At 64.0% G+C, this 25,298-nt stretch carries 23 protein-coding genes; 13 read left to right on the plus strand and 10 right to left on the minus strand.

Features of this window, described 5'->3' with window-relative positions:
- Nucleotides 1-117: 117 nt before the first annotated feature.
- From BLT09_RS09825 to BLT09_RS09855, 7 genes are all read left to right on the plus strand, one after another.
- Nucleotides 118-2,697 (plus strand): sensor histidine kinase, encoded by a 2,580-nt coding sequence (locus tag BLT09_RS09825; RefSeq protein WP_091592571.1) that lies wholly within the window; start codon nucleotides 118-120, stop codon nucleotides 2,695-2,697.
- 8 nt (nucleotides 2,698-2,705) lie between these two features.
- Complete coding sequence (gene tsaE, locus BLT09_RS09830) at nucleotides 2,706-4,217, plus strand: tRNA (adenosine(37)-N6)-threonylcarbamoyltransferase complex ATPase subunit type 1 TsaE (protein ID WP_091592572.1); 1,512 nt, start codon at nucleotides 2,706-2,708, stop codon at nucleotides 4,215-4,217.
- Nucleotides 4,214-4,984, plus strand: a complete 771-nt coding sequence (locus tag BLT09_RS09835; protein WP_091592573.1) for a nucleotidyltransferase family protein — start codon at nucleotides 4,214-4,216, stop codon at nucleotides 4,982-4,984. Before tsaE ends, BLT09_RS09835 begins: the two co-directional genes overlap by 4 nt.
- A complete protein-coding gene (addB, locus tag BLT09_RS09840) occupies nucleotides 4,981-8,109 on the plus strand; it encodes a double-strand break repair protein AddB (RefSeq protein ID WP_091592575.1) in 3,129 nt (1,042 codons plus the stop codon). Before BLT09_RS09835 ends, addB begins: the two co-directional genes overlap by 4 nt.
- Nucleotides 8,106-11,615 carry a double-strand break repair helicase AddA gene (gene addA, locus BLT09_RS09845; protein ID WP_091592577.1) on the plus strand — a complete coding sequence of 1,170 codons (3,510 nt, stop codon included), beginning with the start codon at nucleotides 8,106-8,108 and terminating at the stop codon, nucleotides 11,613-11,615. The genes addB and addA overlap by 4 nt, the downstream gene beginning before the upstream one ends.
- A 74-nt stretch (nucleotides 11,616-11,689) precedes the next feature.
- Nucleotides 11,690-12,013 carry a thioredoxin gene (gene trxA, locus BLT09_RS09850; protein WP_091592579.1) on the plus strand — a complete coding sequence of 108 codons (324 nt, stop codon included), beginning with the start codon at nucleotides 11,690-11,692 and terminating at the stop codon, nucleotides 12,011-12,013.
- Between the two features lie 214 nt (nucleotides 12,014-12,227).
- Entirely contained in the window at nucleotides 12,228-12,509 is a 282-nt protein-coding gene (locus BLT09_RS09855) for a cupin domain-containing protein (protein ID WP_023796896.1), read from the plus strand.
- Between the two features lie 38 nt (nucleotides 12,510-12,547).
- Here BLT09_RS09855 and BLT09_RS09860 read toward each other — a convergent pair whose 3' ends face one another.
- The 6 genes from BLT09_RS09860 to BLT09_RS09885 all read right to left on the minus strand — a co-directional run bounded on the left by BLT09_RS09860 (nucleotide 12,548) and on the right by BLT09_RS09885 (nucleotide 18,286).
- Nucleotides 12,548-12,967: a VOC family protein gene (locus BLT09_RS09860; RefSeq protein ID WP_091592581.1), complete on the minus strand. Its 420-nt coding sequence runs from the start codon at nucleotides 12,965-12,967 to the stop codon at nucleotides 12,548-12,550.
- Nucleotides 12,968-13,026: 59 nt separating this feature from the next.
- Nucleotides 13,027-14,352 carry a bifunctional folylpolyglutamate synthase/dihydrofolate synthase gene (locus BLT09_RS09865; protein ID WP_091592584.1) on the minus strand — a complete coding sequence of 442 codons (1,326 nt, stop codon included), beginning with the start codon at nucleotides 14,350-14,352 and terminating at the stop codon, nucleotides 13,027-13,029.
- Between the two features lie 126 nt (nucleotides 14,353-14,478).
- Nucleotides 14,479-15,405, minus strand: a complete 927-nt coding sequence (accD, locus tag BLT09_RS09870) for an acetyl-CoA carboxylase, carboxyltransferase subunit beta (protein WP_091592587.1) — start codon at nucleotides 15,403-15,405, stop codon at nucleotides 14,479-14,481.
- A gap of 95 nt (nucleotides 15,406-15,500) precedes the next feature.
- Nucleotides 15,501-16,340, minus strand: a complete 840-nt coding sequence (gene trpA, locus BLT09_RS09875) for a tryptophan synthase subunit alpha (RefSeq protein WP_023796892.1) — start codon at nucleotides 16,338-16,340, stop codon at nucleotides 15,501-15,503.
- A 2-nt stretch (nucleotides 16,341-16,342) separates the two neighbouring features.
- Nucleotides 16,343-17,593 (minus strand): tryptophan synthase subunit beta, encoded by a 1,251-nt coding sequence (gene trpB, locus BLT09_RS09880; protein ID WP_091592589.1) that lies wholly within the window; start codon nucleotides 17,591-17,593, stop codon nucleotides 16,343-16,345.
- A gap of 33 nt (nucleotides 17,594-17,626) precedes the next feature.
- Nucleotides 17,627-18,286 carry a phosphoribosylanthranilate isomerase gene (locus BLT09_RS09885; RefSeq protein ID WP_091592966.1) on the minus strand — a complete coding sequence of 220 codons (660 nt, stop codon included), beginning with the start codon at nucleotides 18,284-18,286 and terminating at the stop codon, nucleotides 17,627-17,629.
- A gap of 140 nt (nucleotides 18,287-18,426) precedes the next feature.
- Here BLT09_RS09885 and BLT09_RS09890 point away from each other — a divergent pair, with 140 nt between their 5' ends.
- Complete coding sequence (locus BLT09_RS09890) at nucleotides 18,427-18,645, plus strand: hypothetical protein (protein WP_023796889.1); 219 nt, start codon at nucleotides 18,427-18,429, stop codon at nucleotides 18,643-18,645.
- 143 nt (nucleotides 18,646-18,788) lie between these two features.
- Here BLT09_RS09890 and BLT09_RS09895 read toward each other — a convergent pair whose 3' ends face one another.
- The 4 genes from BLT09_RS09895 to BLT09_RS09910 all read right to left on the minus strand — a co-directional run bounded on the left by BLT09_RS09895 (nucleotide 18,789) and on the right by BLT09_RS09910 (nucleotide 22,162).
- A complete protein-coding gene (locus BLT09_RS09895; protein ID WP_027152023.1) occupies nucleotides 18,789-19,547 on the minus strand; it encodes a M48 family metallopeptidase in 759 nt (252 codons plus the stop codon).
- A gap of 104 nt (nucleotides 19,548-19,651) precedes the next feature.
- Nucleotides 19,652-20,122, minus strand: a complete 471-nt coding sequence (locus BLT09_RS09900; protein ID WP_023796888.1) for a DUF2852 domain-containing protein — start codon at nucleotides 20,120-20,122, stop codon at nucleotides 19,652-19,654.
- Nucleotides 20,123-20,239: 117 nt separating this feature from the next.
- Nucleotides 20,240-21,382, minus strand: coding sequence for a benzoate/H(+) symporter BenE family transporter (locus BLT09_RS09905; protein ID WP_091592591.1), 1,143 nt, complete (start codon nucleotides 21,380-21,382; stop codon nucleotides 20,240-20,242).
- 3 nt (nucleotides 21,383-21,385) lie between these two features.
- Entirely contained in the window at nucleotides 21,386-22,162 is a 777-nt protein-coding gene (locus tag BLT09_RS09910; protein WP_091592592.1) for an alpha/beta hydrolase, read from the minus strand.
- A gap of 211 nt (nucleotides 22,163-22,373) precedes the next feature.
- On the opposite strand from BLT09_RS09910, the gene infC reads away from it, so the two are divergent.
- The 5 genes from infC to rplT all read left to right on the plus strand — a co-directional run bounded on the left by infC (nucleotide 22,374) and on the right by rplT (nucleotide 25,205).
- The gene (gene infC / locus BLT09_RS09915) at nucleotides 22,374-22,910 is read left to right on the plus strand and encodes a translation initiation factor IF-3 (RefSeq protein WP_077374810.1); all 537 of its coding nucleotides are present in this window, start codon (nucleotides 22,374-22,376) and stop codon (nucleotides 22,908-22,910) included.
- A gap of 125 nt (nucleotides 22,911-23,035) precedes the next feature.
- Complete coding sequence (locus tag BLT09_RS09920; protein WP_091592968.1) at nucleotides 23,036-23,680, plus strand: methyltransferase family protein; 645 nt, start codon at nucleotides 23,036-23,038, stop codon at nucleotides 23,678-23,680.
- A gap of 51 nt (nucleotides 23,681-23,731) precedes the next feature.
- Nucleotides 23,732-24,388 carry a methyltransferase family protein gene (locus tag BLT09_RS09925; RefSeq protein ID WP_091592594.1) on the plus strand — a complete coding sequence of 219 codons (657 nt, stop codon included), beginning with the start codon at nucleotides 23,732-23,734 and terminating at the stop codon, nucleotides 24,386-24,388.
- A gap of 174 nt (nucleotides 24,389-24,562) precedes the next feature.
- Nucleotides 24,563-24,766: a 50S ribosomal protein L35 gene (gene rpmI / locus BLT09_RS09930; protein ID WP_006201248.1), complete on the plus strand. Its 204-nt coding sequence runs from the start codon at nucleotides 24,563-24,565 to the stop codon at nucleotides 24,764-24,766.
- Nucleotides 24,767-24,803: 37 nt separating this feature from the next.
- Nucleotides 24,804-25,205, plus strand: a complete 402-nt coding sequence (gene rplT / locus BLT09_RS09935) for a 50S ribosomal protein L20 (protein WP_023796882.1) — start codon at nucleotides 24,804-24,806, stop codon at nucleotides 25,203-25,205.
- Nucleotides 25,206-25,298: the final 93 nt, after the last annotated feature.

Here is a 25,298-nt window from a genome sequence, read left to right on the forward strand (position 1 = left end):
ATTGATTCTTCACGCCGATTCGCGCAAGCGCTATGGTGCTGATTCGCGGACCCGGGGACGAGGGCCGAGGCCCGCATCAGGGCGGTCTTGCATTCAGGCGGCGAAGAGGACCAGGACATGCCGGGGGATTACCCGCCTTGCGCGGGACAGGCCGTTTCCGGCGGCCACAACGATATGGTGACCACGGGTTCCGCTGCCAGAGGCGGAAGCCTCTTATGGCGCGCTGGCGCCCGCGTCGGAAAATTGCTTGCTTCTTCCGCGCTCGCCGGCCCGCTGCTTGGCCTTTCGGCACATGCTGGACCGGCTGCTGCATCCCACGCGGCTGCGCCCAAAGCCGGGCTGTCGGTCAGCACGGTCGAGGTCATGCAACTCGCCATGTTTGTCGGCGTCATGGGCGCGGCACTTGTCTCGGCCATTTTCCTGATCCGCGAACGGGCGCGCACCTCGGCCCAGAATGGCGAACTCAGAGCCCGCCTGGCCGACGTCAACGCTGCGCTGCAGCGCTCCGAGGCGCTGCTCAACCTGCGCGACCAGCGTGTCGTCGTGTGGGCATCGGAAAACAAAAAGCCCGAGCTCGTCGGGACATTGCCGGTTGAAAGCGGGGCTCCGGAAGACCGTGCCGCCTTCCTCGCCTTTGGCCGTTGGCTGATGCCGCGCTCGGCGGCGGCGCTCGAGAATGCCGTGGCGGGACTGCGGGAAAAGGCGAAGCCGTTCGATCTCGTCATCGAATCGCAGGCCGGGGCGCCGCTCGAAGTGCACGGCCGCAAGAGCGCAGCACACGTGCTCGTCCGCTTCGTCTCGCTTTCTGAAACGCAGCGAAGCGAGGCCAGGCTAAGAATTGAGAACCAGCGCCTTGCCGCCGCCTATGACACCATGCTCGGTCTTTTCAACGCACTCAGCATGCCAGCCTGGCTGCGCTCGGCGGACGGGCGGCTGAAATGGGTCAACCGCGCCTATGCCAGGGCGGTCGAGGCGGAAAACGCCGAAGCTGCGGTTCGCGACGCGAAGGAGTTCCTGGGCGGCCAGGCGCGCGATGCAATCGCTGCGCAGCACAAGTCGCATCCCGTCTTCGAGCAGGCGCTTTCCACCGTGATCGAAGGCGACCGCCGCATGTTCGCCGTGACCGACTTCGCCGGCGCGGACGGCTCGGCGGGTCTCGCCTGCGACACCAGCGCCATCGAAACGATCCGTAGCGAATATGAGCGGACCGTGCGCAGCCATGCCGACACGCTCGACCAGCTCAACACCGCCGTGGCGATTTTCGATACCGACGAAAAACTGCGGTTTTTCAACCAGGCGTTTCAGAAACTATGGGGTCTCGACGCCGGCTTCCTGCACAGCGCTCCGGACAACGCCTTGTTGCTCGACCGGCTGCGCAGCGAAGGCAAGATCGCCGAGCAGCCTGAATGGCGGCGCTGGAAGGAAAGCCTGCTTGGCGCCTATCGCGCGGTCGAGTCGCAGGAACATTGGTGGCATTTGCCGGACGGCAAGACCATCCGCGTCGTCGCCAATCCGCAGCCCAAAGGTGGCGTCACCTGGGTGTTCGAGAACCTGACCGAGAAGATGGACCTTGAAAGCCGCTACCAGACCGCGGTGCGGGTCCAGGGCGAAACGCTCGACAATCTTGCCGAAGGCGTAGCCGTGTTCGGCCCCGACGGCAGGCTCAGATTGTCGAACCCGGCATTCGCAGCACTTTGGGGGCTCGACGCCGACGCCGCCAAGTCCAACGTTCACGTCTCCACGATCCGCGATCTGTGCGACCGGCGCGCCGCCGACAGCCCCTGGCGCGGGTTCGTTGCCGCCGTCACCGGTTTCGACGACGAGCGCCGCGACCGCCACGGCCAGACCGAGCTGAACAACGGCACCGTGCTGCGCTACGCGATGATCCCGCTGCCCAACGGGCAGGTGATGATGACCTTCGTCGACGTCACCGACAGCGTCAATGTCGAGCGGGCGCTGAAGGACAAGAATGAGGCGCTGGAAAAATCCGACCAGCTCAAGAACGAGTTTGTGCAGCACGTCTCCTACGAGCTGCGCTCGCCGCTGACCAACATCATCGGCTTCACCGAGCTGCTTTCGCTGCCCTCGACCGGGCCATTGAACCAGAAGCAGAGCGAATATGTCGAGCATGTCAGTTCGTCTTCCTCGGTCCTGCTCACCATCGTCAACGACATCCTCGATCTGGCGACCGTGGATGCCGGCATCATGGAGCTCGATATCTCCGAAGTTCACGTCGACCGGACCATCGCTGCCGCTGCCGAGCTTGTTGCCGACCGGCTGGAGGAGCATGCGATCAGGCTCAAGATCGATGCGACCACTGCGCCAAAGACGTTCCACGGCGACGAAATCCGCATCCGCCAGATCCTCTACAACCTGCTGAGCAATGCCGCGAACTACGCACCGGAGGCGAGCACCATCACGCTCGCCTGCCGCTCGCTTGCCGAAGGCGTGGAATTCTCCGTTCACGACGACGGTCCCGGCATGCCGCCGGACCTGCTCGATTCCGTGTTCCGCCGTTTCGAACCGCGCACCAATGGCGGCCGCCGGCGCGGCCCCGGCCTGGGCCTGTCGATCGTCAAGAGCTTTGTCGAACTGCATGGCGGCAGTGTCCGCATCGAAACCGGCAAGGACATGGGCACGACCGTCATTTGTGCCTTTCCCGACACGCCGTCCGGCATCCGCGCGGCGGCCGAGTAGCGCGCTCGATGGCAGGCATGGTGCTGGAGCGTTTTCTCGCCGACGAGGCTGCGACCGCAAGGCTGGGCGAGGATCTGGCCATGTCGCTGCGCCCCGGCGACGTGCTGGCTCTCAGAGGCGATCTCGGCGCCGGCAAGTCGAGTTTGGCGCGGGCGCTGATCAGGGCAATGACCGACGATGCCGGTCTCGACGTGCCGAGCCCGACCTTCACGCTGGTCCAGAGCTATGAGGCGCGCGTTCCCGTGCATCATTTCGACCTCTACCGCCTGTCCGCGGCGTCCGAACTGGACGAACTGGGTTTCGACGAGGCGCTGGCGCAAGGCGCTGCCCTGGTCGAATGGCCAGAGCGGGCAGAGGCCTATTTGCCCAAGACTTCGGTGCTGATCGACCTCGTCCATCAGGACGACGGGCGCCTGGCGAGATTGTCGGGACAAGGCGCTGCCTTCGAGCGCGCGGCGCGCTCGCTGGCCATGCGCAATTTTCTCGAAAGAGCCGGCTGGGGTGAAGCGCAGAGACACTATTTTATCGGCGACGCCTCGGCCCGCTCCTATGAGCTCGTCTCGCTGGCCGGCCTGCCGCCGCGCGTGTTGATGAACTCGCCGCGGCTGGTGCTCGGGCCGCCGGTCCGCGACGGCAAGCCCTATGCGGTGATCGCCCACACCGCACAGTCCGTCGCCGCCTTCGTCGCCATCGATCGGGCATTGCGGGCCGGCGGCGTCAGCGCCCCGGAAATCCACGCTCAGGACCTGGACCAGGGCTTTCTTCTCATGGAGCATCTCGGCTCGGAGGGATTTCTCGGCCAGCACGGTCAGCCGCTGGCGGAGCGCTACGCGGCGGCGGCCGAACTGCTTGCCATGATGCACGGCAAGACGTGGCCCGATCGCATCGAGGCCGCGCCCGGCGTCTTTCACGACGTGCCGCCTTTCGACCGCGACGCCATGATGATCGAAGCCGAATTGCTGCTCGACTGGTATGTGCCGGCGATTTCAGGCGGCCCGGCAAGCGATGCCTTGCGCGCCGGCTATGCCAAGCAATGGAACGCGGCCCTCGACCGGCTGGAGGGTCGCGAATACACACTCATGCTGCGCGACTTTCATTCGCCGAACATCATCTGGCGCGGCGAACGTACCGGTCACGATCGCCTTGGCATCGTCGATGTCCAGGACGCGCTGATCGGCCCTTCCGCCTACGATCTCGCCTCTCTCGCCATGGACGCCCGGGTTACGATCTCGCCTGAGATCGAGCGACGGACGGTCGATGCCTATATCGCCGCGCGCCATAAGGCCGGTGCTTTCAACGAGGACGAATTCGTCGAGACCTATGCGATCATGGCGGCGCAGCGCAATTCGAAGATCCTCGGCATTTTCGTCAGGCTCGAAAAGCGGGACGGCAAGCCCTATTATCTGAAACACCTGCCGCGCATACGCGATTATCTCCGGCGGGCGCTGGCGCATCCGGCACTGGCCGGCCTGCGGGATTTCTATACCGCCCAAGGGCTGCTGGAGGAACGGCCGCTGTGACGACACGCCCCAAAACCGCAATGGTGCTTGCCGCCGGGCTGGGAAAGCGCATGCGGCCAATCACCGACACAATGCCGAAACCGCTGGTCAGGATATCAGGCAAGACGTTGCTCGACTGGAGCCTGGACGGCCTGGCCCGTGCCGGCGTCGACAAGGCCATCGTCAACGTCCATTACTTTCCCGAGCAGATCGTCGCCCACGTCGCCGCGCGCCGCGCGCCGCGCGTCGTCATTTCCGACGAAAGCCAAAGACTGCTCGATTCCGCCGGCGGTATCGTCCATGCTTTGCCGGAACTGGGAGGGGCTCCCTTTTACATCGTCAACGCCGACACCTTCTGGATCGACAGCGGCGTGCCCAACCTTGCCCGCCTCGCCCTTGCATGGGACGCGGCGAAAATGGATATTCTGCTGATGCTCGCGGATTCCCAGTCAGCAACCGGACACAGCGGCGGCACCGATTTCCTGATGGCGCCGGACGGCGCCTTGCGGCGTTCGAAAGGCGACCCGACAGGCCTGATCTATGCCGGCGCGGCGATCGTCCATCCCAGGCTTTTCAAGGATGCGCCGGCCGGCCCACACTCGCTCAACGCCTATTTTGATGCGGCCATCGCAGCCGGCCGCCTGTACGGCATGGTGATGCACGGCCATTGGATCACCGTTGGCACGCCCGACGCCATTCCGCTTGCGGAAGCGGTCGTTGCCACCGCTCTTGCTGAGTCGCCCGGCACTCTTACCGAGTTGACCAGCGCTCTCACCGAGTTGAAATGAGCGGCTCCCGCCGCGTTTTCTCGATCCCGCCCGGAGCGCCGTTTCTGCCGACGCTGGCCGAGGCCCTGCTGTCAGGGCGCCTCGTTTCCGGTTTCCGCTTCGACGGCGACCCGCTGGCGCTGGCCGACGCCACCATCTACGTGCCGACGCGCCGCGCCGCGCGGGCGCTGCGCGGCGTCTTCGTCGACTGTCTGGGTGGCCGCTCCGCGATACTGCCGGTCATCCGCCCGCTCGGCGAGTTCGACGAGAACGAGGCCGCGTTCGAGGCCGACGCATCGGCCGCCATCGACCTCGCGCCGCCGATCGCCGCGATCGAGCGCCTGCTGCTGCTGGCGCCGCTGGTGCGCGCCTGGAAACGCCGCCTGCCGGCGCATGTCGCGGCACTTTTCGACGAGGAGATCGTCGTGCCGGCGTCGGCCGCCGATGCCATCTGGCTGGCGCGCGACCTGGCCCGGCTGATGGACGAGATCGAGACGGAAGGCACGGACTGGATCAGGCTTGCCGATCTGGTGACCGGCAACCTCGCCGGCTGGTGGCAAGTGACGCTCGACTTCCTGAGCATCGTCACCGAAAACTGGCCGAATCTCCTCGAAGAACGCAATCGCTCCAACCCGGCTGCGCATCGCAATGCGCTGATAAGGCTGGAAGCAGCGCGGCTGAAGCGCAATCCGCCGACCGGGCCGGTGATCGCCGCCGGCTCCACCGGGTCCATTCCCGCCACCGCTGAATTGCTTGCGGTGATCGCCGGCCTGCCCAGCGGCGCGGTCGTGCTGCCCGGCCTCGACCTGATGCTGGATGAGCCGTCATTCCAGGCAATTGCGGTGCCCGGCGCGCGGCCAGCCTTGCTTGGCCACCCGCAATACGGCCTGGCAAAACTGATCGGCAAGATCGGCGTGCTGCGCGGCGATGTCGAGGAGATCGCCGTTGCCGAAAGGCCGCTCGCGCTGCGCGCCGCACTTGTCGGCGAGGCGCTGCGGCCGGCCGAGACCACCGAGCTGTGGGTCGAGACGCGCGCCCGCTTTACGACCGGCGATATTACCGAGGCCTTCGCCGACGTGACGCTGCTCGAAGCCGCCGGCGAGCGCGACGAAGCAGTGGCGATCGCCGTCGCGCTGAAACGCGCCGTCGAACAGCCCGGCCAGCGTGCCGCGCTCGTCACCGGCGACCGCGCCCTGGCGCGGCGCGTCTCGGTCGAGCTGTTGCGGTTTGGTGTCGTCGCCGACGATTCGGGCGGCACACCGCTCATCAACACGCCAGCCGCCAGCCTGCTCAGACTGGCGCTTCAGGCGGCGTTCCGCCCCGGCGATCCCGTGGCCCTGCTGTCGCTGCTCAAGCACCCGCTGCTTGGCCTCGGTCTGGAACGCACTAGCGTCCGTCGCGCGGTGGAGATCGTTGAACTGGTGGCGCTGCGCGGCGGCACCGGCCGCCCCGACGTCGCCTCGCTGCCGGAGCTCTTCGATGCCCGGCTCCTCGAATTCGACGATCGCGGCAATCGCCGCCCGCCCTTCTGGCGATCGCGGCTTTCGGTCAGGCGCATCGAAGAAGCCCGAGACCTGCTGATCCGGTTAACCGCCGCGCTTGCGCCGCTGGTTGCCTATCGCGACGAGGAGAATGCCGATCTTGCCACGCTTGTGCGGGCCAGCGTCGTCGCGCTCGAAAGTCTCGGCCGAACCGCGGATGGCAGTCTGAGCGGACTCTATGCCGGCGATGCCGGTGAAAAGCTCGCCGAGCTCTTGCGCGGGCTGGTCGCTGCCTCGGCGTCGTTCTCCTTCGCGGCCGACGAATGGCCCGACGTGATGGAGGCGTTGATCGCGCCCGAGACGGTCAAGCCGGCACAAGGCACCGACAGGAACATCGCCATCTGGGGTGCGCTGGAAGCCCGGTTGCAGAACGTCGACACGCTGGTCATTGGCGGGCTCAACGAAGGCGTGTGGCCGCGCAAACCGGAAAGCGACCGCTTCATGTCCCGGCTGATGAAGACCGGCATCGATCTCGAGCCGCCCGAACGGCGCATCGGCCTGGCCGCCCATGATTTCCAGATGGCGATGGGGGCGAAGCAAGTGGTGCTGGCGCGCTCCGCCCGCTCCGGCGACGCGCCGGCGGTGCCGTCGCGCTGGCTGCAGCGCCTCCTGACCTTCATAGGCAAGGACCATGCGGCGGTGCTTCGCCGGCGTGGTGATGAATTCCTGTCCTGGGCCCGTGCGCTCGATGCCGGCGAACGAAGAGACTTCGCGCCGCGGCCGCAGCCGAAGCCACCGCTGGATGTGCGGCCGCAACATTTCTCGGTCACCGAGATCGAAACGCTGCGCCGCGACCCTTACGCGATCTATGCCAGGAGGATCCTCCGCCTGATGCCGCTCGACCCGGTCATCCGCGACCCGGGTGCTGCCGAACGCGGCACGCTGTTTCACGCCATCCTGCATCTCTTTTCGCGGACCGTAGCCGATCCGCTTGTGCCGGAGGCGCTGGACGGTCTCATTGCCGCCGGCCGCGCATGCTTTGCCGAGGCGGCCCTTCCTCCCGATGTCGAGGCGGTGTGGTGGCCGCGTTTCGAAAAGCTCGCCGCCGGCATCATCGAATGGGAACGCGGCCGCGCCTTCGCCGTGACAATGCGGCATGCCGAGGAGCACGCCGAGAAAACCGGCGTCGGCCAGTCCGGCGTGACGCTGTCCGGCTATGCCGATCGTGTCGATCTCCTGGCCGGCGGCATGGCCGACATCCTGGATTACAAGACCGGCTCTTCGCCGTCGAAGGCGCAGGCCCATACGCTGCTTTCGCCGCAACTGGCGCTCGAGGGCGCGCTGCTCAGGCGAGGCGCCTTCAAGGGGCTTGGCGCGCGCGAGCCGTCGCAGTTGGCCTTCATCAGGCTGAAGCCGAACGGCGAGGTGTTCGAGGAATCCATCCTCGAATACAACCGCAAGCCGCGAACCGCCGCAGACCTCGCCGAGGAAGCCTGGGCGCGGCTCGAAAAACTGCTGATCCACTATGCCAACCCGGCGACCGGATACCTGTCGCGGGCGTTGCCGTTCCGCGAGGGCGAGACCGACGGCGACTACGACCATCTCGCCCGCGTGCTCGAATGGTCTGCCGGCGGCGACGCCGACGACGAGGGAGGGGAGGCATGAAGAAGGCCTATCCCATCCCGACCGATACCGCCGTCAGCCAGGCAAGCGCCTCAGATCCGCAAAATTCCGCCTGGGTGTCGGCCAACGCCGGATCGGGCAAGACCCATGTGCTGGCCCAGCGTGTCATCCGTCTTCTGCTGCGTGGCACCGATCCGTCGAAGATCCTGTGCCTGACCTACACCCGCGCCGCCGCCGCCAACATGTCGAACAGGGTGTTTTCGACATTGTCGGAATGGACGGCGCTTGGCGATGCAGAACTGGCGACAAGGATAGAGGCGCTGGACGGTCGCCAGCCCAATCGCGAAGCCATGCGCCGCGCCCGCCGCCTGTTCGCCGAGGCGCTGGAGACGCCCGGCGGGCTGAAGATCCAGACCATCCACGCCTTCTGCGAATCGGTGCTGCACCAGTTCCCGCTGGAAGCCAACATACCGGCCCATTTCGAAATGCTCGATCCGCAGATGGAGGCGTCGCTCTTCGCCGCCGCCCGCCGCGACATGATCTCGGGCACGGCGGCCGGCGATGCGGAGCTGGCCGAGGCTTTCGCCACCATTCTGGAACGCGGCGGCGAACACGGGCTTGACGCCTTGCTGGCCGAGATCGTGCGCAAGCGCGAAGGTCTGCGCGCCTTCATCAGCGCGGCTGGCGGCGGTGGTTTTCAGGCGCTGTTCGACGAGTTCAGGTTTCGCGCCGGCCAGACCGCCGATGGCCTGGCGGCGTCCGTCTGGCCGCTGCCGGGCTTCCTGCCGGACTATTTCATCACCTTCGCCCGTGCTGCTGAAGCCGCCGATGCCCGCACCGTACTCAACAACGTTCTGCCCTATGCGCGCCTTGCCTTCGCCGAGGATGATCCGGTTCGCCGGCTGCATCTGCTGGCAAAAGCCTTCCTGCGAGGCGATGGCGAGCCTTATGAGCCGGCAATGTTCAAGAAGGCGTTGCTCGACCGGCTGCCGGATCTTGCCGAGCGCTATCTGTCAGCGGTCGATGCCATTCTCGAAATCTCCGACCGATTGGCCTTGTTCAGGATGATGGAGGGCACATGTGCCGCGCTGACCATCGCCGACTGGCTGATCGCCCGCTACGAGCACTTGAAGCGCGCCCGCGGCTTCCTCGATTTCAACGACCTCATCACCCGAACGGTCAATCTCCTGGCGCGGCCCGACGCCGGCCCCTGGGTGCAATACAAGCTCGACCAGGGCATCGACCATATCCTGCTCGACGAGGCGCAGGACACCAGTCCCGACCAGTGGGAGGTGGTGAAGCGACTGGCCGAGGAATTCTTTGCCGGGCTCGGCGCACGCGACAATGTTCACCGCACGGTGTTCGCCGTCGGCGACGAAAAACAGTCGATCTATTCCTTTCAAGGAGCGGCGCCCGACTCCTTCGCCGACTCAAGGCTGCTGTTTTCCGCAAAAGTGCGCGACGCCAAAGCCGCCTTCGCCGATCTCAAGCTGACCTGGTCGTTCCGCTCGACCGAAGACGTGCTTGCGGCGGTGGACCGTGTCTTTGCCGACCCGCTCGTGCGGCGCGGCATCAGCCACGATCCCGACCCGCTGACCCACAAGGCGATCCGCAGCGATGCGCCGGGCTATGTCGAGGTCTGGCCGTCGATCGGCGCCGACGTCGTCGACGAACCCGACGACTGGACGCAAGCCGTCGACCACGCCCATGCGCCGGCGGTGCGTATTGCCGAAAACGTGGCGGCAACCATTGCCGGCTGGATCGGCGCCGGCGAGATCATCGAAGGCCGCGGCAAGAAGCTTCAGCCCGGCGACGTGCTGGTGCTGGTGCGCAAGCGCGATCGTTTCGTCCATGCGCTGACGCGCGCACTGAAGCGCCGCGACATCCCGGTCGCCGGCGCCGACCGCCTCAGCCTGCCCGGTCATATCGCGGTCAAGGACCTGATCGCGCTCGGCCACTTTCTTGTCCAGCCTGAGGACGATCTGTCGCTTGCCGCCGTGCTGCGCAGCCCGATTTTCGATGTTTCGGAAGAGACGCTTTTCGCGCTCGCCGGCGAGCGGCCGTCCGGCCTCTCGTTGATCGCTTCGCTCAGGCAGCAAGCCGGCGAAAGCGCCGCGTTGGCCGCAATCGCTGCCCAACTCGACACATGGTCCGATGAAGCCGCATTCAGGCCGGTGTTCGAATTCTATGCCGGGGCTCTCGCCCGCGACGGCTTGCGCAAGAAAATGGTCGCGCGGCTCGGGCCGGAAGCCGGCGACATCCTCGACGAATTCCTGAGCTTCTGCCTGGCCGAGGAGCGGACCGGCCTGCCGGGGCTGGAATCCTTCCTGTCGACGCTGGAGAATGCCGGCCCCGAGATCAAGCGCGAAATGGACCAGACCCGCGACGAGGTTCGCGTCATGACCGTGCATGCCGCCAAGGGCCTCGAGGCGCCCGTCGTGTTCCTGGCCGATGGTGGCTCGGCGCCGTTCAGCGATCAGCATCTGCCGCGACTGATGCCGTTCGATGGCTCGGGCCAACACTGGGACGGCAAGGGCTATCTCTGGCGTTCGGCCGGCGATGTCGCCAATGGCTTTTCGCGGGCCGCTTCGGTCCGCGCGCGCGAACTGGCCGACGACGAATACCGCCGGCTGCTCTATGTCGGCATGACCCGCGCCGAGGACCGGCTGATCGTCTGCGGCTATCACGGCAAGCGGGTGCCGAATGCCGGCACTTGGCACTCGATCGTCAGCCGCGCGCTGGTCGGCGCGCCCGAAAGCATCGAGCGGCAGCATCCCGCCACCGGCGAGACCGTGCATCGCTTTCACGTGACAAAATTGCCGCCGGTCGCACAGGCGGCCGCCGAAGCGGCGCGGCAGGCGCAACAGTTCGAGCCGTTGCCGAAGAGCCTGTTCCAGCCTTTGCCGCCCTTCGAGGATCTGCCGCGGCCGCTGTCGCCGTCCGGCGCCTCGGCGCTGATCGATGAGGCCAGGCAAGCCGTAGTCGACACCGGCTCGCCGGTGCTGGACACCGAGGCAGAACCTGGCTTTGCGGTCATGCGGGGGCTGGCGCTGCACAAATTGCTGCAGATGCTGCCCGGTATTGCCGAGACCGAACGCCGCGATGCTGCGGAGCGCTACCTCAAGCGCGCTGGCGCGCAATGGCCTGAAACCGAGCGCGACAAGGCCTTGGCTTCAGTGGCGGCGATCCTTGCCGACAGCCGCTTCGATCAGCTGTTTGCGCCGAATTCACGCGCTGAGGTCGCGGTCATGGGCAGCCTGGAGGTCAAGGGCAAGCTGCGCTCGATCTCCGGCAAGATCGACCGGCTGGCGGTCACATCAGGCAGGGTGTCGATCGTCGACTACAAGACCAACCGGCCGGCGCCTGCAGCGCTGGCGGACGTTCCACCGGCCTATGTCTTGCAACTCGCGCTCTATCGCGCACTGCTCCAGCCGCTTTATCCCGGGCATGAGGTCTCGGCGGCGCTGCTGTTCACTGAAGCGCCGCGATTGATCGAGCTGCCGCCGGCGGCGATGGACGACGCCCTTGCCCGACTCACGGGAGCGTGACACAACAGCTGCTTGAAGAAGGGCGCGATCACCACCACATTTGGTGCGACAATAACTCTCGAAAGGATTTTCGCATGGCCACCGTCAAGGTCGACAAGAGCAATTTCCAGACCGATGTGCTTGACGCCAAGGAACCGGTCGTCGTCGATTTCTGGGCGGAATGGTGCGGCCCGTGCAAGATGATCGCGCCGGCGCTGGAAGACATCGCCATCGAACTCGGCGGCAAGGTCAAGATCGCCAAGCTCAACATCGACGAGAATCCCGAGCTGGCCGCGCAGTTCGGCGTGCGCTCGATCCCGACGCTGATGATCTTCAAGGGCGGCGAAATGGCCGACATGAAGGTCGGCGCCGCGCCGAAGACGGCGCTGTCGCACTGGATCAACGGCAATCTCGCCTGATCCGGCGGAAATCCGCAGACAAGCCCGGCCCTCGCGCCGGGCTTTTTGCTGCGTCATCTAATGTGCCGCGCCTCCCCCTGGACGCGCGAAGGACGCTGCAGCACTTGATCTGACCGAAGATCGATTCGGATTTTCTGGGTCATGCGGCTGGTCCGCCGTGGCACTCGCCACTTGCCGGCCCATGTTCTTGTCTGGCTTAAAGCAGGAGAACGACATGACCGGATCCGCCAAGGCCACCGTCTTCATCGACAATGAGCGCGTCATCGTCACCGAATACCGCTTCGCGCCGGGCGACAATACCGGCTGGCACCGCCATGGCCATGATTATGTCGTCGTGCCGCTGATGGACGGCAAGCTCAAGCTCCTGACCAAGGACGGCGAATCCTTCGCCGAAATGAAGAAGGGGGCGCCCTATTTCCGCAAGGAGGGCGTGGAGCATGACGTCATCAATGCCAATGAGGGCGAGTATGCCTTCATCGAGATTGAGCTGAAGTAGTCCCCACCGAGGGCGTCTCCGCCATAGGCGTGAGGCGATCACCAATCCGCGATACGATCGCCTCCGACGAACTGCGCACTTTTCTTTGTGTACTCAAACAGTTCTATCTTCACGTTGTTAGGATCGCGAATCCACGCCTGGTAGGTATCATCGCATGCGTGTTTCTTTGACGTGACTTCAACGCCTTTCGCTCTTACGTGGGCGATCGCGGCGTCAAGGTTTTCCACTTCAAGGCAGAAGTGGTTGATCTGGTTCAGGTCGCTATAGCTGGCCCCGTCTTTCCGGAACACCTCGACGTGGCTGCGGCTGCCGCAATTGAGGTAGAAACCGAAAATCTTGCCGTCGCGCAGGAAGTTGAACTGGGTGTCCATGCCGAGGACGTCCCGATAGAAGCTTCGCGTCACTTCGAGATCATCTGCGAAGATGCAAACGTGAGCGAGCTGTTTTACCTTGATCATGACTGGCGCCTCGTGGTGATTTGACGAAGTCCGTCATCATGGCCTGGTGAACCGGCGCCTCAAACCGGCGGCGTGCCGTTTTCGGCCAGCACCGCGCCGGCCAGATAGAGCGAGCCGCTGATCAGGATGCGCGGCGGCGGTCCGTCCCACGTGTCGCGCAGCAGCATCAGCGCATTGGCGACGGAGCTCACCGGTTCGGCCGACAGGCCGGCTTCGACGGCGCGGATCGCCAGTTCGTCATTCGGCACACTGGCCTCGCTGAGGCTCACCGGCACCGTGTAGACATGCCGCACCAGGCCCTTGAAGGCGCGGAAATAGCCGCTCTGGTCCTTGGTGTTGATCATGCCGCAAATCAAGAACAGCGGCCGCGGGTTTTTTTCCTCCTGCTCGGCCAATGCCTCGGCGACGACCACGCCGGCGCCGGGATTGTGGCCGCCGTCGAGCCAGATGTCGACGCCCTTTGGCGCCAGTTCCGTCAGCCTGCCTTGCGGCAATTTCTGCATCCGCCCCGGCCAGGTGACATTGGCCATCGCCTTGTCGGCGACGCGATGGCTGATCTCGAAACCTGCCGACTTGACCGCCGCAATCGCCGCCGCCGCATTGGCGAACTGGTGGCGCCCTGGCAGCCGCGGTGGCGACAGGTCCATCAGCCCGTCTTCGTCCTGATAGACCATCCGGCCGTTTTCCTCGAAGGCGAGGAAATCCTGGCCATAGACGAAGGCGGGACAGTCGAGCCGCTCGGCGGTTTCGATAAGCACCTGAAGCGCCGTTTCGCTTTCCTGCGCGCCGATGACCACCGGGCAACCGCTCTTGATGATGCCGGCCTTTTCGGCTGCGATCAGTTCGACACGGTCGCCGAGAAAGGATTCGTGATCGAGCGAGACCGGCATGATCACCGACACCGCCGGCTCGGTGACGACATTGGTGGCATCAAAGCGGCCGCCAAGGCCGACCTCGATGATGACGGCATCTGCCGGATGTTCGGAAAACAGCAGGAAGGTGACGGCGGTGAGGATCTCGAAGACGGTGATCTTCTGGCCTTCATTGGCCTTGGCGACGCGGGCGATGGCATCGGCGAAGACCTCGTCCTCGACCAGCCTGCCGCCGCCATCGGCGGCCAGCCGATAGCGCTCATGCCAGTTCACCAGATGTGGCGATGTGTGGACATGGACGCGGTGGCCGGCCGCTTCGAGTAGCGCCCGCGAAAACGCGGCGCAGGAGCCCTTGCCGTTGGTGCCGGCGATGTGGATGACCGGCGGCAGATGGTCCTGCGGATTGCCAAGCCGCTCCAGCAGCCGCGAAATGCGGTCGAGCGAAAGATCGAAGCCCTTCGGATGAAGCGACATCAGGCTTTCGATTTCGCGGTCGGCGGCAAGCGTGCTCATGGGAGAATCCTAGCGCATGACCCCGAAAAATCGAAATCGATTCTCGGAAAGGAATCATGCGTGAAATCAAGATGCTACAGCGCCACAGATGGCGCGCAATCGCAGTTCGCGACGACGGATGTCGCGTCAGGCTTGCGGGCGTGCTTCCGCCGGGACCGCCACCGGCGGCAGGATTTCCAGTTCCAGCGGCTTTTCTTCTTCCGGCAGCTTGAGCAGCATTTTCAGGAGCCGTGCGATCGTCTGGCGCATCTCCAGCCGCGACACCACCATGTCGACCATGCCGTGCTCCATCAGATACTCGGAGCGCTGGAAGCCGTCGGGCAGCTTTTCCCTGATCGTCTGCTCGATGACGCGCGGCCCGGCAAAGCCGATCAGCGCGCCGGGCTCGGCGATGTGCACGTCACCCAGCATGGCGTAGGAGGCAGTGACGCCGCCGGTAGTCGGGTTGGTCAGGACGACGATATAGGGAAGACCGGCTTCCTTCAGCCGATCGACGCCGATCGTGGTTCTCGGCAATTGCATGAGCGACAGGATGCCCTCCTGCATGCGGGCGCCGCCGGAGGCCGCGAACAGGATCAGCGGCCGCTTGCGTTGCACTGCGACCTCGAAGCCACGAACGATGGCGTCGCCGGCGGCCATGCCGAGCGAGCCGCCCATGAAGGCGAAGTCCTGCACGGTCACCACCACCGGCAGGCCTTCGACGGTGCCCAGCGCATTGATGATCGCGTCCTCCAGCCCGGTCTTGGCCTTGGCGTCCTTCAGCCGGTCGGTGTAGCGCTTCTCGTCGCGGAATTTCAGCGGATCCTGCACCACCTTGGGGTTTTCGAGCATCTCGTACTTGCCGTCGTCCATGAAGAATCTCAGCCGCTCCCTGGCCGAGATCTTCATGTGATGGCCGGAGGACGGGATGACGAACTGGTTCTGCTCCAGATCCTTGTGGAAGATCATCTCGCCGGTCTCCGGATCCTTGATCCAGAGGTTTTCAGGCATGTCGGTGCGCCGGCCGAGCATCGAATTGATCTTCGGTCGAACGTAGTTGGTGATCCAGTTCATCGCTTCGGCTCCTGTCCTGACGAAGAGTTAGACCATGATCCCGAAAAGTGGAAACCGGTTTTCGGTGGAGATCATGGTCAACCAGAAGATCAAGACTATTCGGCGGCAGCAAGGCGGGCCGCGCGCACGCCTTGCGAAAGCCCGCTGACCAGCGTGGCGACCGCCTCGGCCGGGTCGGCGGTCTTTTCGCCCTTCGGCCCCAGAACATTGGCGACCGCATTGACGATCGCAGTGCCGACGACGACGCCGTCGGCCGACGCTCCGATGATGCGCGCCTGCTCGGCGGTCTTGACGCCGAAGCCGACGCAGACCGGCAGGTCGGTATGGCCCTTGATGCGCCCGACCGCCGCCGCCACCTTGCCGGTGTCGGCAAGCGCCGAGCCGGTGATGCCGGTCATCGACACGTAATAGACGAAGCCGGAGGTGTTCTGCAGCACCTTGGGCAGGCGCTTGTCGTCGGTGGTCGGCGTCGCCAGCCGGATGAAATTGATGCCGGCCCTCAGCGCTGGAATGCAAAGCTCCTCATCCATTTCCGGCGGCAGGTCGACGACGATCAGCCCGTCTATGCCGCTGGCCAGCGCATCCCCGAGGAAGCGGTCGACGCCGTGGATGTAGATCGGATTGTAGTAGCCCATCAAAACGATCGGCGTTTCATTGTCGGTGGCACGGAATTCCGAAGCCATCTTCAGCGTCTTGACCAGCGTCTGCCCGCCTTTCAGCGCGCGCAGGCCGGCCGCCTGGATCGCCGGGCCGTCGGCCATCGGATCGGAAAACGGCATGCCGAGCTCGATGATGTCGCTGCCGGCGCCGGGCAGCGCCTTCATGATCGACAGGGAGGTGTCGTAGTCCGGGTCGCCGCCCATGAAATAGGTGACGAGTGCCGGGCGCCCTTCGGCCTTCAGTTTGGCCATACGGCGGTCGATGCGGGTGGTCATGATCAGATCTCCATGCCCAGCATATTGGCCACCGTATGCACGTCCTTGTCGCCGCGGCCGGACAGGTTGACGATGACGATCTGGTCCTTGTCCATGGCGGGCACGATCTTCACCGCATGCGCGATGGCATGGGCGGATTCGAGCGCCGGAATGATGCCTTCGACGCGTGTCGTCAACTGGAACGCCTCCAGCGCCTCGTCGTCGAGAACAGGCACATAGTCGACGCGGCCACTGTCGCGCAGCCAGGAATGCTCCGGCCCGACGCCGGGATAGTCGAGGCCGGCCGAAATCGAATGCCCGTCCATGATCTGCCCGTCGGCGTTCTGCAGGAGATAGGTGCGGTTGCCGTGCAGCACGCCGGGCGCGCCGGCGTTCATTGAGGCGCAATGCTCGATGCCGTCGAGGCCGCGGCCACCGGCCTCGATGCCGATGATCTTTACGCTGCGGTCGTCGAGGAACGGGTGAAAAAGGCCGATGGCGTTGGAGCCGCCGCCGACGGCGGCGATGATGGTGTCCGGCAGCCGGCCTTCCTGTTCGAGGATCTGGGCGCGCGCCTCGATGCCGATCACCGACTGGAAGTCGCGCACCAGCTCTGGATAGGGGTGCGGGCCGGCGGCGGTGCCGATCAGGTAGTAGGTGTCCTCGACATTGGTCACCCAATCCCGGAGAGCTTCGTTCATGGCGTCCTTCAACGTGCCGTGGCCGGCAGTCACCGGCCGCACCTCGGCGCCGAGCAGCTTCATGCGGAAGACGTTCGGGCTTTGCCGGGCGACGTCGGTGGCGCCCATATAGACGACGCACGGAAAGCCGAAACGCGCCGCCACGGTGGCCGACGCCACGCCGTGCTGGCCGGCGCCGGTCTCGGCGATGATGCGTTTCTTGCCCATGCGCTTGGCCAGCAGGATCTGGCCGAGGCAGTTGTTGATCTTGTGCGAGCCGGTGTGGTTCAGATCCTCGCGCTTGAAATAGACCTTTGCGCCGCCCCCGAGGCCCTTAGCCGCGGAAACCTCGCGAAGATGCCTGGTCAGGCCTTCGGCGAAATAAAGCTTCGACGGCCGCCCGGCATAGTGGGTCGAAAGGTCAGTCAGTTCGGCCTTGAAATCCCCATCGTCTTTGACCTCGTTCCAGTGCCGCTCAAGGTCGAGGATCAGCGGCATCAATGTTTCGGCAACGAAACGACCGCCGAAGATGCCGAACATGCCCTGCTCGTCGGGTCCGGTGCGGAAGGAATTGGGTATCGCCGGCTTGTTCATCGCCGATCTCCTAGCTTGTGGTTTGAAGCACGGTCAGGCGGCGCGGCTGTCGCGTGCTGCCTTGACGGCCCGGAAAAACTGTTCGATCAGCGCCGGATCCTTGACGCCCGGCGCGCTTTCCACGCCTGAGGAAATGTCTAGTCCGGGCGGGTTGGCAAGCCGAAAGGCATCGCCGATGTTGGCGGCGTTGAGCCCACCGGAAAGCATGTAATCGACGCCTGCGTCAAGGCCGGCCAGAATGCGCCAGTCGAAAGCAATGCCGTTGCCGCCCGGCAATTGCGAACCCTTCGGCGGCTTGGCGTCGAACAGGAAACGGTCGGCAATGCCGACGAAGGGTCTTATCCGCTCCAGGTCGGCAGCCTCGCTGACCGGCAGCGCCTTCATCGTCGGCAGGCCATAGCGGGCCTTGATCTCGGCCACCCGCTCCGGCGTTTCCGAGCCATGCAGCTGCAGCATGTCGGGCTGCATTTTTTCGACGATTTCATCCAGAAACGCATCGCCGGCGTCGACCGTCACGGCAACCGCCTTGGCCTTGCCGATTGCCGCTTCGCGCAAGCGGCCGGCTTCCGCCGGCTCGACATAGCGCGGGCTTTTGGCAAAGAAAATAAAGCCGACATGGCTGGCGCCGCCGGCCAATGCCGCGGCCAATGCCTTGTCGGTCTTCAGTCCGCATATCTTGATGTCGAGCGCCATGACGCGGGGATTGGCACGAAACGGCAAAAGAGTCGAGAAAAAGCGCATGTTTGCCACCGGCGCGGAACGCGCTACCTTCATAAGACAAGAGAGCGGAACGGGCTACTTACTTCAGATAATACAGGCGGGAGCAAACAAGCATGGCAGACGATACCGTCGCCCAACTCAGGCAAAAAGTCGCCCAGGCTCGAGAGGTCATCGCCCATCTGATGGACAAGGCCGCCTTCAACGGCGCCGAGGCACACCGCGCGCTCGACTATTTCGGCAGCAACGCCTTCAAGAAGGACTTCCTGCCATGGCCGCGCCATACCGACGAGGGCTTGAGGCCGGAGGAGTTGAATGCGGCGAATGACGACTGAGCGGCAGTGCAGGAGTAGTGAATAGTGAATAGTGAATAGTGAATAGTGAATAGTGAAGGAGGCGTCACTACTCACTACCATTCACCATTCACTATTCACAGAGGGGGGCGGGGCGAAGGATCGCTACAGTTTTATTCCGCATCCTATTCGAACATGATCGCTTGCAGCGCGCCACCATTGCGCTTGAGCCAGTCCTTGCAGCGCTCGGTGTCGGGGCAGAGCTGCTCGCACAATTTCCAGAATTTCGGGCCGTGGTTCATCTCCTTGAGATGCGCCACCTCATGCGCGACGAGGTAGTTTATGACCGGTCGCGGCGCCATCATGATCCGCCAGGAGAACGACAGGTTGCCGTCCGACGTGCATGACCCCCAGCGGCTCGACGTGTCCTTGAAGCGGATTGCCTTGGCGCGCTTGCCGATCGTCCCGGTGTGCCTGACCACCAACCGCTCGATCTCGCGCTTGGCCTCGCGCTTGAGGAAATCGGCGATGCGGCGCGGCAGGTGCACGCGCTCGCCATGCACGATCATCAGCGGACCGCGTTCGTCGCACGACAGCGTGACGGTACCGCGTTTCGAGGGCTCATGAACGATGCGATGCGGCACGCCGCGCACCGGTATTTTGATGCCGGGCCGCACCTGCGGCCGGTTGGGCACCTTGGCCAGCCGCTGCTCCAGCCAGTCCTGATGGCGGTCAAGGAATTTTTCCACCTCGCCTCGCCGCAGGCCCGGTGGCACGGTGATGCGCAGGCCCCGGCCACCGGAATCGATGCGCAGTGTCAATCGCCGCGCCCGGTCGCTCTCGACGATCTTGAGCGGCAGCGTGCGGCCGGCAACACAATGCTCCCGCTCCACGACGGGGGCGGGCCTGGGTTTGGTCAGGTTGCGGAAGAAGCCGAATGACATGGCCGGAACGATACGTGATTCGAGGAAAACGAATAGAACAAAAAAGAAACGGCGCCGCTGACGCGACGCCGTTTTTGATTATTATTTATGTCGAGGCAAGTGACTTACTCGTCAAGCAGGCCTGGCGTGGATTTGCCACCGCCGGTTGTGGGTCCGCCGGTTGTGGGTGACGTCGACTTGTTGCGGTTCGCCATGAAGCGGTCGAACTCTTCCTGGTCCTTGGCGCGACGCAATTCCCTGGCGTATTCGTCGAACTCGCTCAGCATCTCGTCGAGCTTGCGGCGCTCTTCATTGAGCCGCTCGAGTTCTTTTTCGCGCCAGTCGTCGAAAGCGACGTTGCCGGTGCGGGCAGAGCCGTGGCCCCAGCGCGCCGCTTTGTCGGAACCGCGGCGGCAGCCGGCGAAGATGCCGTCGGTCGCGCGGTTGACGTCGCGCTTGAAGCCGTCAAGCCGGTCGCCCCAGATGATGTAGGCGAGCATGGCGAGGCCGAGCGGCCAGAACACCATAAAACCGATCACCATCAGAGCGATGGTCGCCGGCGTCCAGGCCGGACGGATCAATGCAGATGTGTTCATTTTCTCCCAATCCTTCAGTTGGAGACAGCCAATCCCGGCTGCGTGGAATCGAAATGGGATGAGAAAAACGGCGATTCAAGACAGTGTCGGCCAAAACCGGACAAGCGTTTGAAATGATTATCGCTTTTTGAGCGTTTCAAGGAAAAGGACGACCAGGCCCGCAATCAGCCCCCAGAACGCCGCACCGACGCCGAACAGCGTCAGCCCCGAGGCGGTGACGGCAAAGGTGACGGTAGCGGCCATGCGTTCGCCGTCTTCCTTCAAGGCGATCGACAGCGCGTTGGCGAGCGGCGCCATCAGCGCCAGTCCAGCGACAAGCACGATCAGGCTCTGCGGCAGCACGGCAAAGATCGCCACCAGCGAGGCGCCGAAAATGGCGAAGACGAGGTAGGCAAGCGCGTAGAAGGGACCGGTCTTCCAGCGCTCGCCCGGATCGGGATGCACGTCGGGGCCGGTGCAGATCGCCGCCGAGATCGCCGCCAGATTGGTGGTCGAGGCCCCGAATGGTGCCGACAGCAGTGAAAGCAGGCCGGTGACGCCGATCAGCGGGCCGGGTTCCGGGTGGTAGCCCGCCGCCCTCAGCACGGCGAGGCCGGACAGGTTCTGCGAGGCCATGGTGACGAGATAAAGCGGCAGCGCCAGGCCGATGATCGCCGTGACGGTGAACTGCGGCGCAATCAGCGTCAATGTCGAAAGTTCCGGGGTCGGCAGACCACCGACCCGGCCGGTGAGGAACGCGGCAGCGCCGCCGCCGATCAGCACCGCCAGCACCGAGAGCGCCGGATTGAACAGGCGGATGACAAAGAAGGCGGCGATCAGCGGCAGGATCAACCACGGGTCGACGGGAATCGCCTTCACCGCATTGATGGCGAAGGTGACAACGATGCCGGCGAGCATCCCCGACGCGACCGAGGCCGGTATCCTGGCGATCAGCTTGGTCAAGGGCCTGAACAGGCCGGTGGCAATCAGCAAAATCCCGGTGACGATGAAGGCGCCGACGGCCTCGTTGATCGAAAAGCCGCTCGATGCCGCGATCAGCGCCACCCCCGGCGTCGACCATGCGGCGATGACCGGCATCCTGGTGCGCCACGACAGCCACAGGCTCTCGATCGCCATCGCGAGGCAGATCGCCATCACCCAGCTCGCGGTTTCGACTTGCGTCGCGCCGACTGCCTTGGCGGCGGCGATGACGATGGCCAACGTGCCGCCGAAGCCGACAATCGCGGCAACGAAGGCGGATACCGGAATGGAAATGCGCATGTCCTAGCCTGCCTGCCGCACGATGGCATCGACCGCCCGCACCAGCATGTCGAGATCCTGAGGCCGCGACAGGCGATGGTCGCCGTCGGGGATCAGCGACAGCGTGACGTCGTCGGCCGGCAGCAGGCCGACCAGTTTCAGCGCATGGCTCGGCGGCACGTCGGCATCGGCCAGCCCTTGCAATATGTGGACGGGGCAGTGGGTGTCGATCGGCCCTGTCAGCACCCGGTTGTTGCGGCCGTCCTCGATCAGCGCTCGGGTGTAGATGTAAGGCTCGGCCGAATAGTCCGACGGCTCCTCGAAAAAACCTTTTTTGGCAAGATCGCGCTTCTGCGCTTTGGTCAGCGCCGGCTCGACCAACTCGGCGGTGAAATCCGGCGCCGGCGCTAGAAGCACCAGACCGGCGATGCGGTTCTCGCCTGGCGTGTGCAATTCCTGGCGCAATTCCTGGACCATGCGCAGCGCGATCCATGCGCCCATCGAGGAGCCGACCAGGATTTGCCTGCCTTGCGTGAAATGATTGAAGACGGCGAGACTTTGCGAAAGCCAGTTCGAGACGGTGCCGTCCGCAAAGGCGCCGCCCGATTCGCCGTGACCGGAATAGTCGTGACGCAGGAAAGCCCGGCCTTGCCCGCTCGCCCATTCCGCCAGCTTCTCGGCCTTGGTGCCCAGCATGTCCGACTTGTAGCCGCCGAGCCAGACAATGCCTGGCTCGGCACCCGCAGCGCGCCTGACAGCGATGCTGGTTCCGTCGACGTTGAGAAAAACCGGTGCGGTCATGGCTCACTCCTCACGCAGGTCTTTTGACACAGCGGACGGTTCAACGAAAAGTGCTCGGCAACTTTCTTCGTTTGGTGCAGGCAGAAGTCAGGGAATAGGTGATTTCCTGTGAGCGCTGTGCTATTGACTCCGGCCGCGCGCTCACCACATTGGCGCGTTCGCAATTCTGAATTGAAAACCCCGAACGAAACGGCTCAAGGAGACCACGACCATTCGCAGACCTTTCAAAGCAACGGCGCCCACCAAGGAGGGCCCGCGCTCCAACCGTGACATCCGGGTTCCCCGGGTCCAGCTTATCGACGCCGAAGGCCACAACCATGGCGATGTCTCCATCAACGACGCATTGCTGCTCGCCGAAGAGGCTGGGCTCGATCTGGTCGAGATATCGCCCAACGCAGTGCCGCCCGTCGTAAAAATTCTCGATCTCGGCAAGCTGAAATACGCCAACCAGAAGAAGGCGGCCGAGGCGCGCAAGAACCAGAAGGTCATCGAGATCAAAGAGATCAAGATGCGCCCGAACATCGACAGCCATGACTACGAGACCAAGATGAAAGCGGTCCGGCGGTTTTTCGAGGAAGGTGACAAGGTCAAGCTGACATTGCGCTTTCGCGGCCGCGAGATGGCGCATATGGAACTCGGCATGCAGCTTCTGAACAAGGTTCGCGAGGAAGTTGCACCCATCGCCAAAGTCGAAGCCGAACCGAAGCTCGAAGGCCGCCAGATGATGATGGTGCTGGCGCCCCGCTAAGCGATTCCGCCAAAGCAAAGGCCGCTTCGGCGGCCTTTTGTTTGTTTTTGTCTTCGCCATGATTTCTCCGCAAGTTGCATCGACAAGGATTCCGGTTGCCGGTCCTCGCGGCGAAAGGTTTGTCCATGGCCGCTGCGGCACGTTCTCCGATTGAAAGATCGTTCGACGAAATGGGCCGCTATCAGCGGCGCCGGCGCGTCCTGCTGGCGCTGCTGATCGGTGCTTTTTGCGCTTTGCTGATCTTCGGCGGCTCCACGCACGATGAACTAGGCCACGAACGCATAGAGGGGCAGTACGGCATCGCCCTGATACTGATCGGGATTGGCGGCCGGCTCTGGTCGATCCTCTATATCGGCGGCCGCAAGTCGGCCGAACTGGTTGCTACCGGCCCATATTCGGTGATGCGCAACCCGCTGTATTTTTTCTCCACCATAGGGGCCGCCGGCATCGGCGCCCAGACCGGCAGCGTGATCGTCTCGGTGGCGTCGGCGGTTTTGTGCGCGGCCGCGTTCTACATCGTCACGCTGCGCGAGGAACGGCATTTGACGACCGTGCTCGGGGCGCCGTACAAGGACTACATCGCACGGGTGCCGCGGTTTTTTCCCAATCCCCGGCTTTATCGCGATCAGGCCGAGGTCACCTTCACACCGCGCATTTTTAATCACACGCTGCGCGACGGCTTGATGTTCGTGGCTTCCGTACCGTTTTTCGAACTCATCGAGTCCGGACAGGAAAGAGGCGTAATTCCCGTCCTCTTCTGGCTGTATTGAGCTGCGGATGCCGCGATCGCGGGCAAGTTCCTCGACGATTGGATTCCCGACATGCTCAATGAAGTTAAATCTGCGCAGGCCGATCAAGCGCAGGCCAGGCGTGCGCTGGGCAGGTATCAGCACGCGCGCAGGATGGTGCTTGCCGCCCTCGTGGTCGTCATGTTCGCAGCGCTGCTGTTTGGCCAGTCTGCTTTTCCTCCCGAAAGCGTGCCGCACGAAACGATCGAAATGGTCGGCGTCCTGCTGATCTTTCTCGGTATTGTCGGGCGCTTGTGGTCGACGCTCTATATCGGCGGACGCAAATCCTCCGAGGTGGTTACCGGCGGACCCTATTCGATCACCCGCAATCCGCTCTATGTCTTCTCCTCGATAGCTGCCGCCGGCGTCGGCGCACAGATGGGCTCGATCACTGCGGCGATCGGTTTCGCGGTGATTTGCGCCGCCGCCTTTCATGTCGTCATCCTGCGCGAAGAGACGTTCCTGAAGGAGGCCTTCGGAACGCCATTCCAGGCCTATATGGCGCGAGTGCCGCGCTTTTTCCCGAAGCTTTCGCTGTATCAGGAAGGCGACACCGGCGGCTTCAAGCCGCGCCTGCTGCGGACGACGCTGCTGGACGGACTGGTGTTCCTCGTCGCCATGCCGTTTTTCGAATCGATCGACGCCGCCCAGCAATCGGGCATACTGCCGGTGCTGTTCCGTTTCCCATAGGCCCATTGTGTGTCGGCACAGGGTGTTGCACGCCGGCCCGCTTTGACGTATAGCACCGCCGTTCCCAAAAACCGCCCGGCAGGGCATGCCGTGGCGGTTTCATTTGCTTTTCGGGCTTTGGTCGGCCTGAAGCGAACAAAAAGCGCGATGATGCGCACATAACGGAGTAGCAAAATGCCCAAGATGAAGACCAAGTCAGCCGCCAAGAAGCGGTTCAAGATAACAGGTACGGGTAAAGTCCTGTCGGCTGCGGCCGGCAAGCGTCACGGCATGATCAAGCGTTCCAACAAGTTCATTCGAAATGCCCGCGGCACGATGGTTCTGGCTGAACCGGATGGCAAGAAGGTCATCAAGAATTTTCTGCCGAACGGCCTCTAAGGCATTCGGTCTGGACAAGTTTTAAGGAGATCATGACATGGCACGCGTAAAAAGAGGCGTCACCTCGCACGCCAAGCACAAAAAGGTCCTGAAAGCCGCCAAGGGTTTCTACGGCCGCCGCAAGAACACCATTCGCATCGCCAAGCAGGCGGTGGAAAAGTCGCTGCAGTATGCCTACCGCGACCGCAAGAACCGCAAGCGTTCGTTCCGCGCTCTGTGGATCCAGCGCATCAATGCCGCGACCCACGAGCATGGCCTGACCTATGGCCGGTTCATCGACGGTCTCAACAAGGCCGGCATCGAGATCGATCGCAAGGTCCTGTCGGACATGGCCATTCACGAGCCGCAGGCATTTGCCGCCCTTGTGGCCAAGGCCAAGGTCGCGCTCGAGTACCTCAAGAACACCACGCCGAACGCTTTTGAAAGCGCTGTAGCCTAACCAGCGCCTTCCCAAGCACATCGACACTTGATTTGGGAAACCCGCGCTGGCAGGGCTGGCGCGGGTTTTTCTTTGCCTTCAATCGAGTCTGAA

The organism is Mesorhizobium muleiense (assembly GCF_900099905.1).
GTDB classification, from domain to species: domain Bacteria; phylum Pseudomonadota; class Alphaproteobacteria; order Rhizobiales; family Rhizobiaceae; genus Mesorhizobium; species Mesorhizobium muleiense.

Bases quoted from the DNA above. Each gene is read 5' to 3' on its own strand.
- BLT09_RS09825 (WP_091592571.1), top strand. From the start codon at position 118: ATGCCGGGGGATTACCCGCCTTGCGCGGGACAGGCCGTTTCCGGCGGC.
- tsaE (WP_091592572.1), top strand. From the start codon at position 2,706: ATGGCAGGCATGGTGCTGGAGCGTTTTCTCGCCGACGAGGCTGCGACC.
- addB (WP_091592575.1), top strand. From the start codon at position 4,981: ATGAGCGGCTCCCGCCGCGTTTTCTCGATCCCGCCCGGAGCGCCGTTT.
- addA (WP_091592577.1), top strand. From the start codon at position 8,106: ATGAAGAAGGCCTATCCCATCCCGACCGATACCGCCGTCAGCCAGGCA.
- trxA (WP_091592579.1), top strand. From the start codon at position 11,690: ATGGCCACCGTCAAGGTCGACAAGAGCAATTTCCAGACCGATGTGCTT.
- BLT09_RS09855 (WP_023796896.1), top strand. From the start codon at position 12,228: ATGACCGGATCCGCCAAGGCCACCGTCTTCATCGACAATGAGCGCGTC.
- BLT09_RS09860 (WP_091592581.1), bottom strand. From the start codon at position 12,967: ATGATCAAGGTAAAACAGCTCGCTCACGTTTGCATCTTCGCAGATGAT.
- BLT09_RS09865 (WP_091592584.1), bottom strand. From the start codon at position 14,352: ATGAGCACGCTTGCCGCCGACCGCGAAATCGAAAGCCTGATGTCGCTT.
- accD (WP_091592587.1), bottom strand. From the start codon at position 15,405: ATGAACTGGATCACCAACTACGTTCGACCGAAGATCAATTCGATGCTC.
- trpA (WP_023796892.1), bottom strand. From the start codon at position 16,340: ATGACCACCCGCATCGACCGCCGTATGGCCAAACTGAAGGCCGAAGGG.
- trpB (WP_091592589.1), bottom strand. From the start codon at position 17,593: ATGAACAAGCCGGCGATACCCAATTCCTTCCGCACCGGACCCGACGAG.
- BLT09_RS09885 (WP_091592966.1), bottom strand. From the start codon at position 18,286: ATGGCGCTCGACATCAAGATATGCGGACTGAAGACCGACAAGGCATTG.
- BLT09_RS09890 (WP_023796889.1), top strand. From the start codon at position 18,427: ATGGCAGACGATACCGTCGCCCAACTCAGGCAAAAAGTCGCCCAGGCT.
- BLT09_RS09895 (WP_027152023.1), bottom strand. From the start codon at position 19,547: ATGTCATTCGGCTTCTTCCGCAACCTGACCAAACCCAGGCCCGCCCCC.
- BLT09_RS09900 (WP_023796888.1), bottom strand. From the start codon at position 20,122: ATGAACACATCTGCATTGATCCGTCCGGCCTGGACGCCGGCGACCATC.
- BLT09_RS09905 (WP_091592591.1), bottom strand. From the start codon at position 21,382: ATGCGCATTTCCATTCCGGTATCCGCCTTCGTTGCCGCGATTGTCGGC.
- BLT09_RS09910 (WP_091592592.1), bottom strand. From the start codon at position 22,162: ATGACCGCACCGGTTTTTCTCAACGTCGACGGAACCAGCATCGCTGTC.
- BLT09_RS09920 (WP_091592968.1), top strand. From the start codon at position 23,036: ATGGCCGCTGCGGCACGTTCTCCGATTGAAAGATCGTTCGACGAAATG.
- BLT09_RS09925 (WP_091592594.1), top strand. From the start codon at position 23,732: ATGCTCAATGAAGTTAAATCTGCGCAGGCCGATCAAGCGCAGGCCAGG.
- rpmI (WP_006201248.1), top strand. From the start codon at position 24,563: ATGCCCAAGATGAAGACCAAGTCAGCCGCCAAGAAGCGGTTCAAGATA.
- rplT (WP_023796882.1), top strand. From the start codon at position 24,804: ATGGCACGCGTAAAAAGAGGCGTCACCTCGCACGCCAAGCACAAAAAG.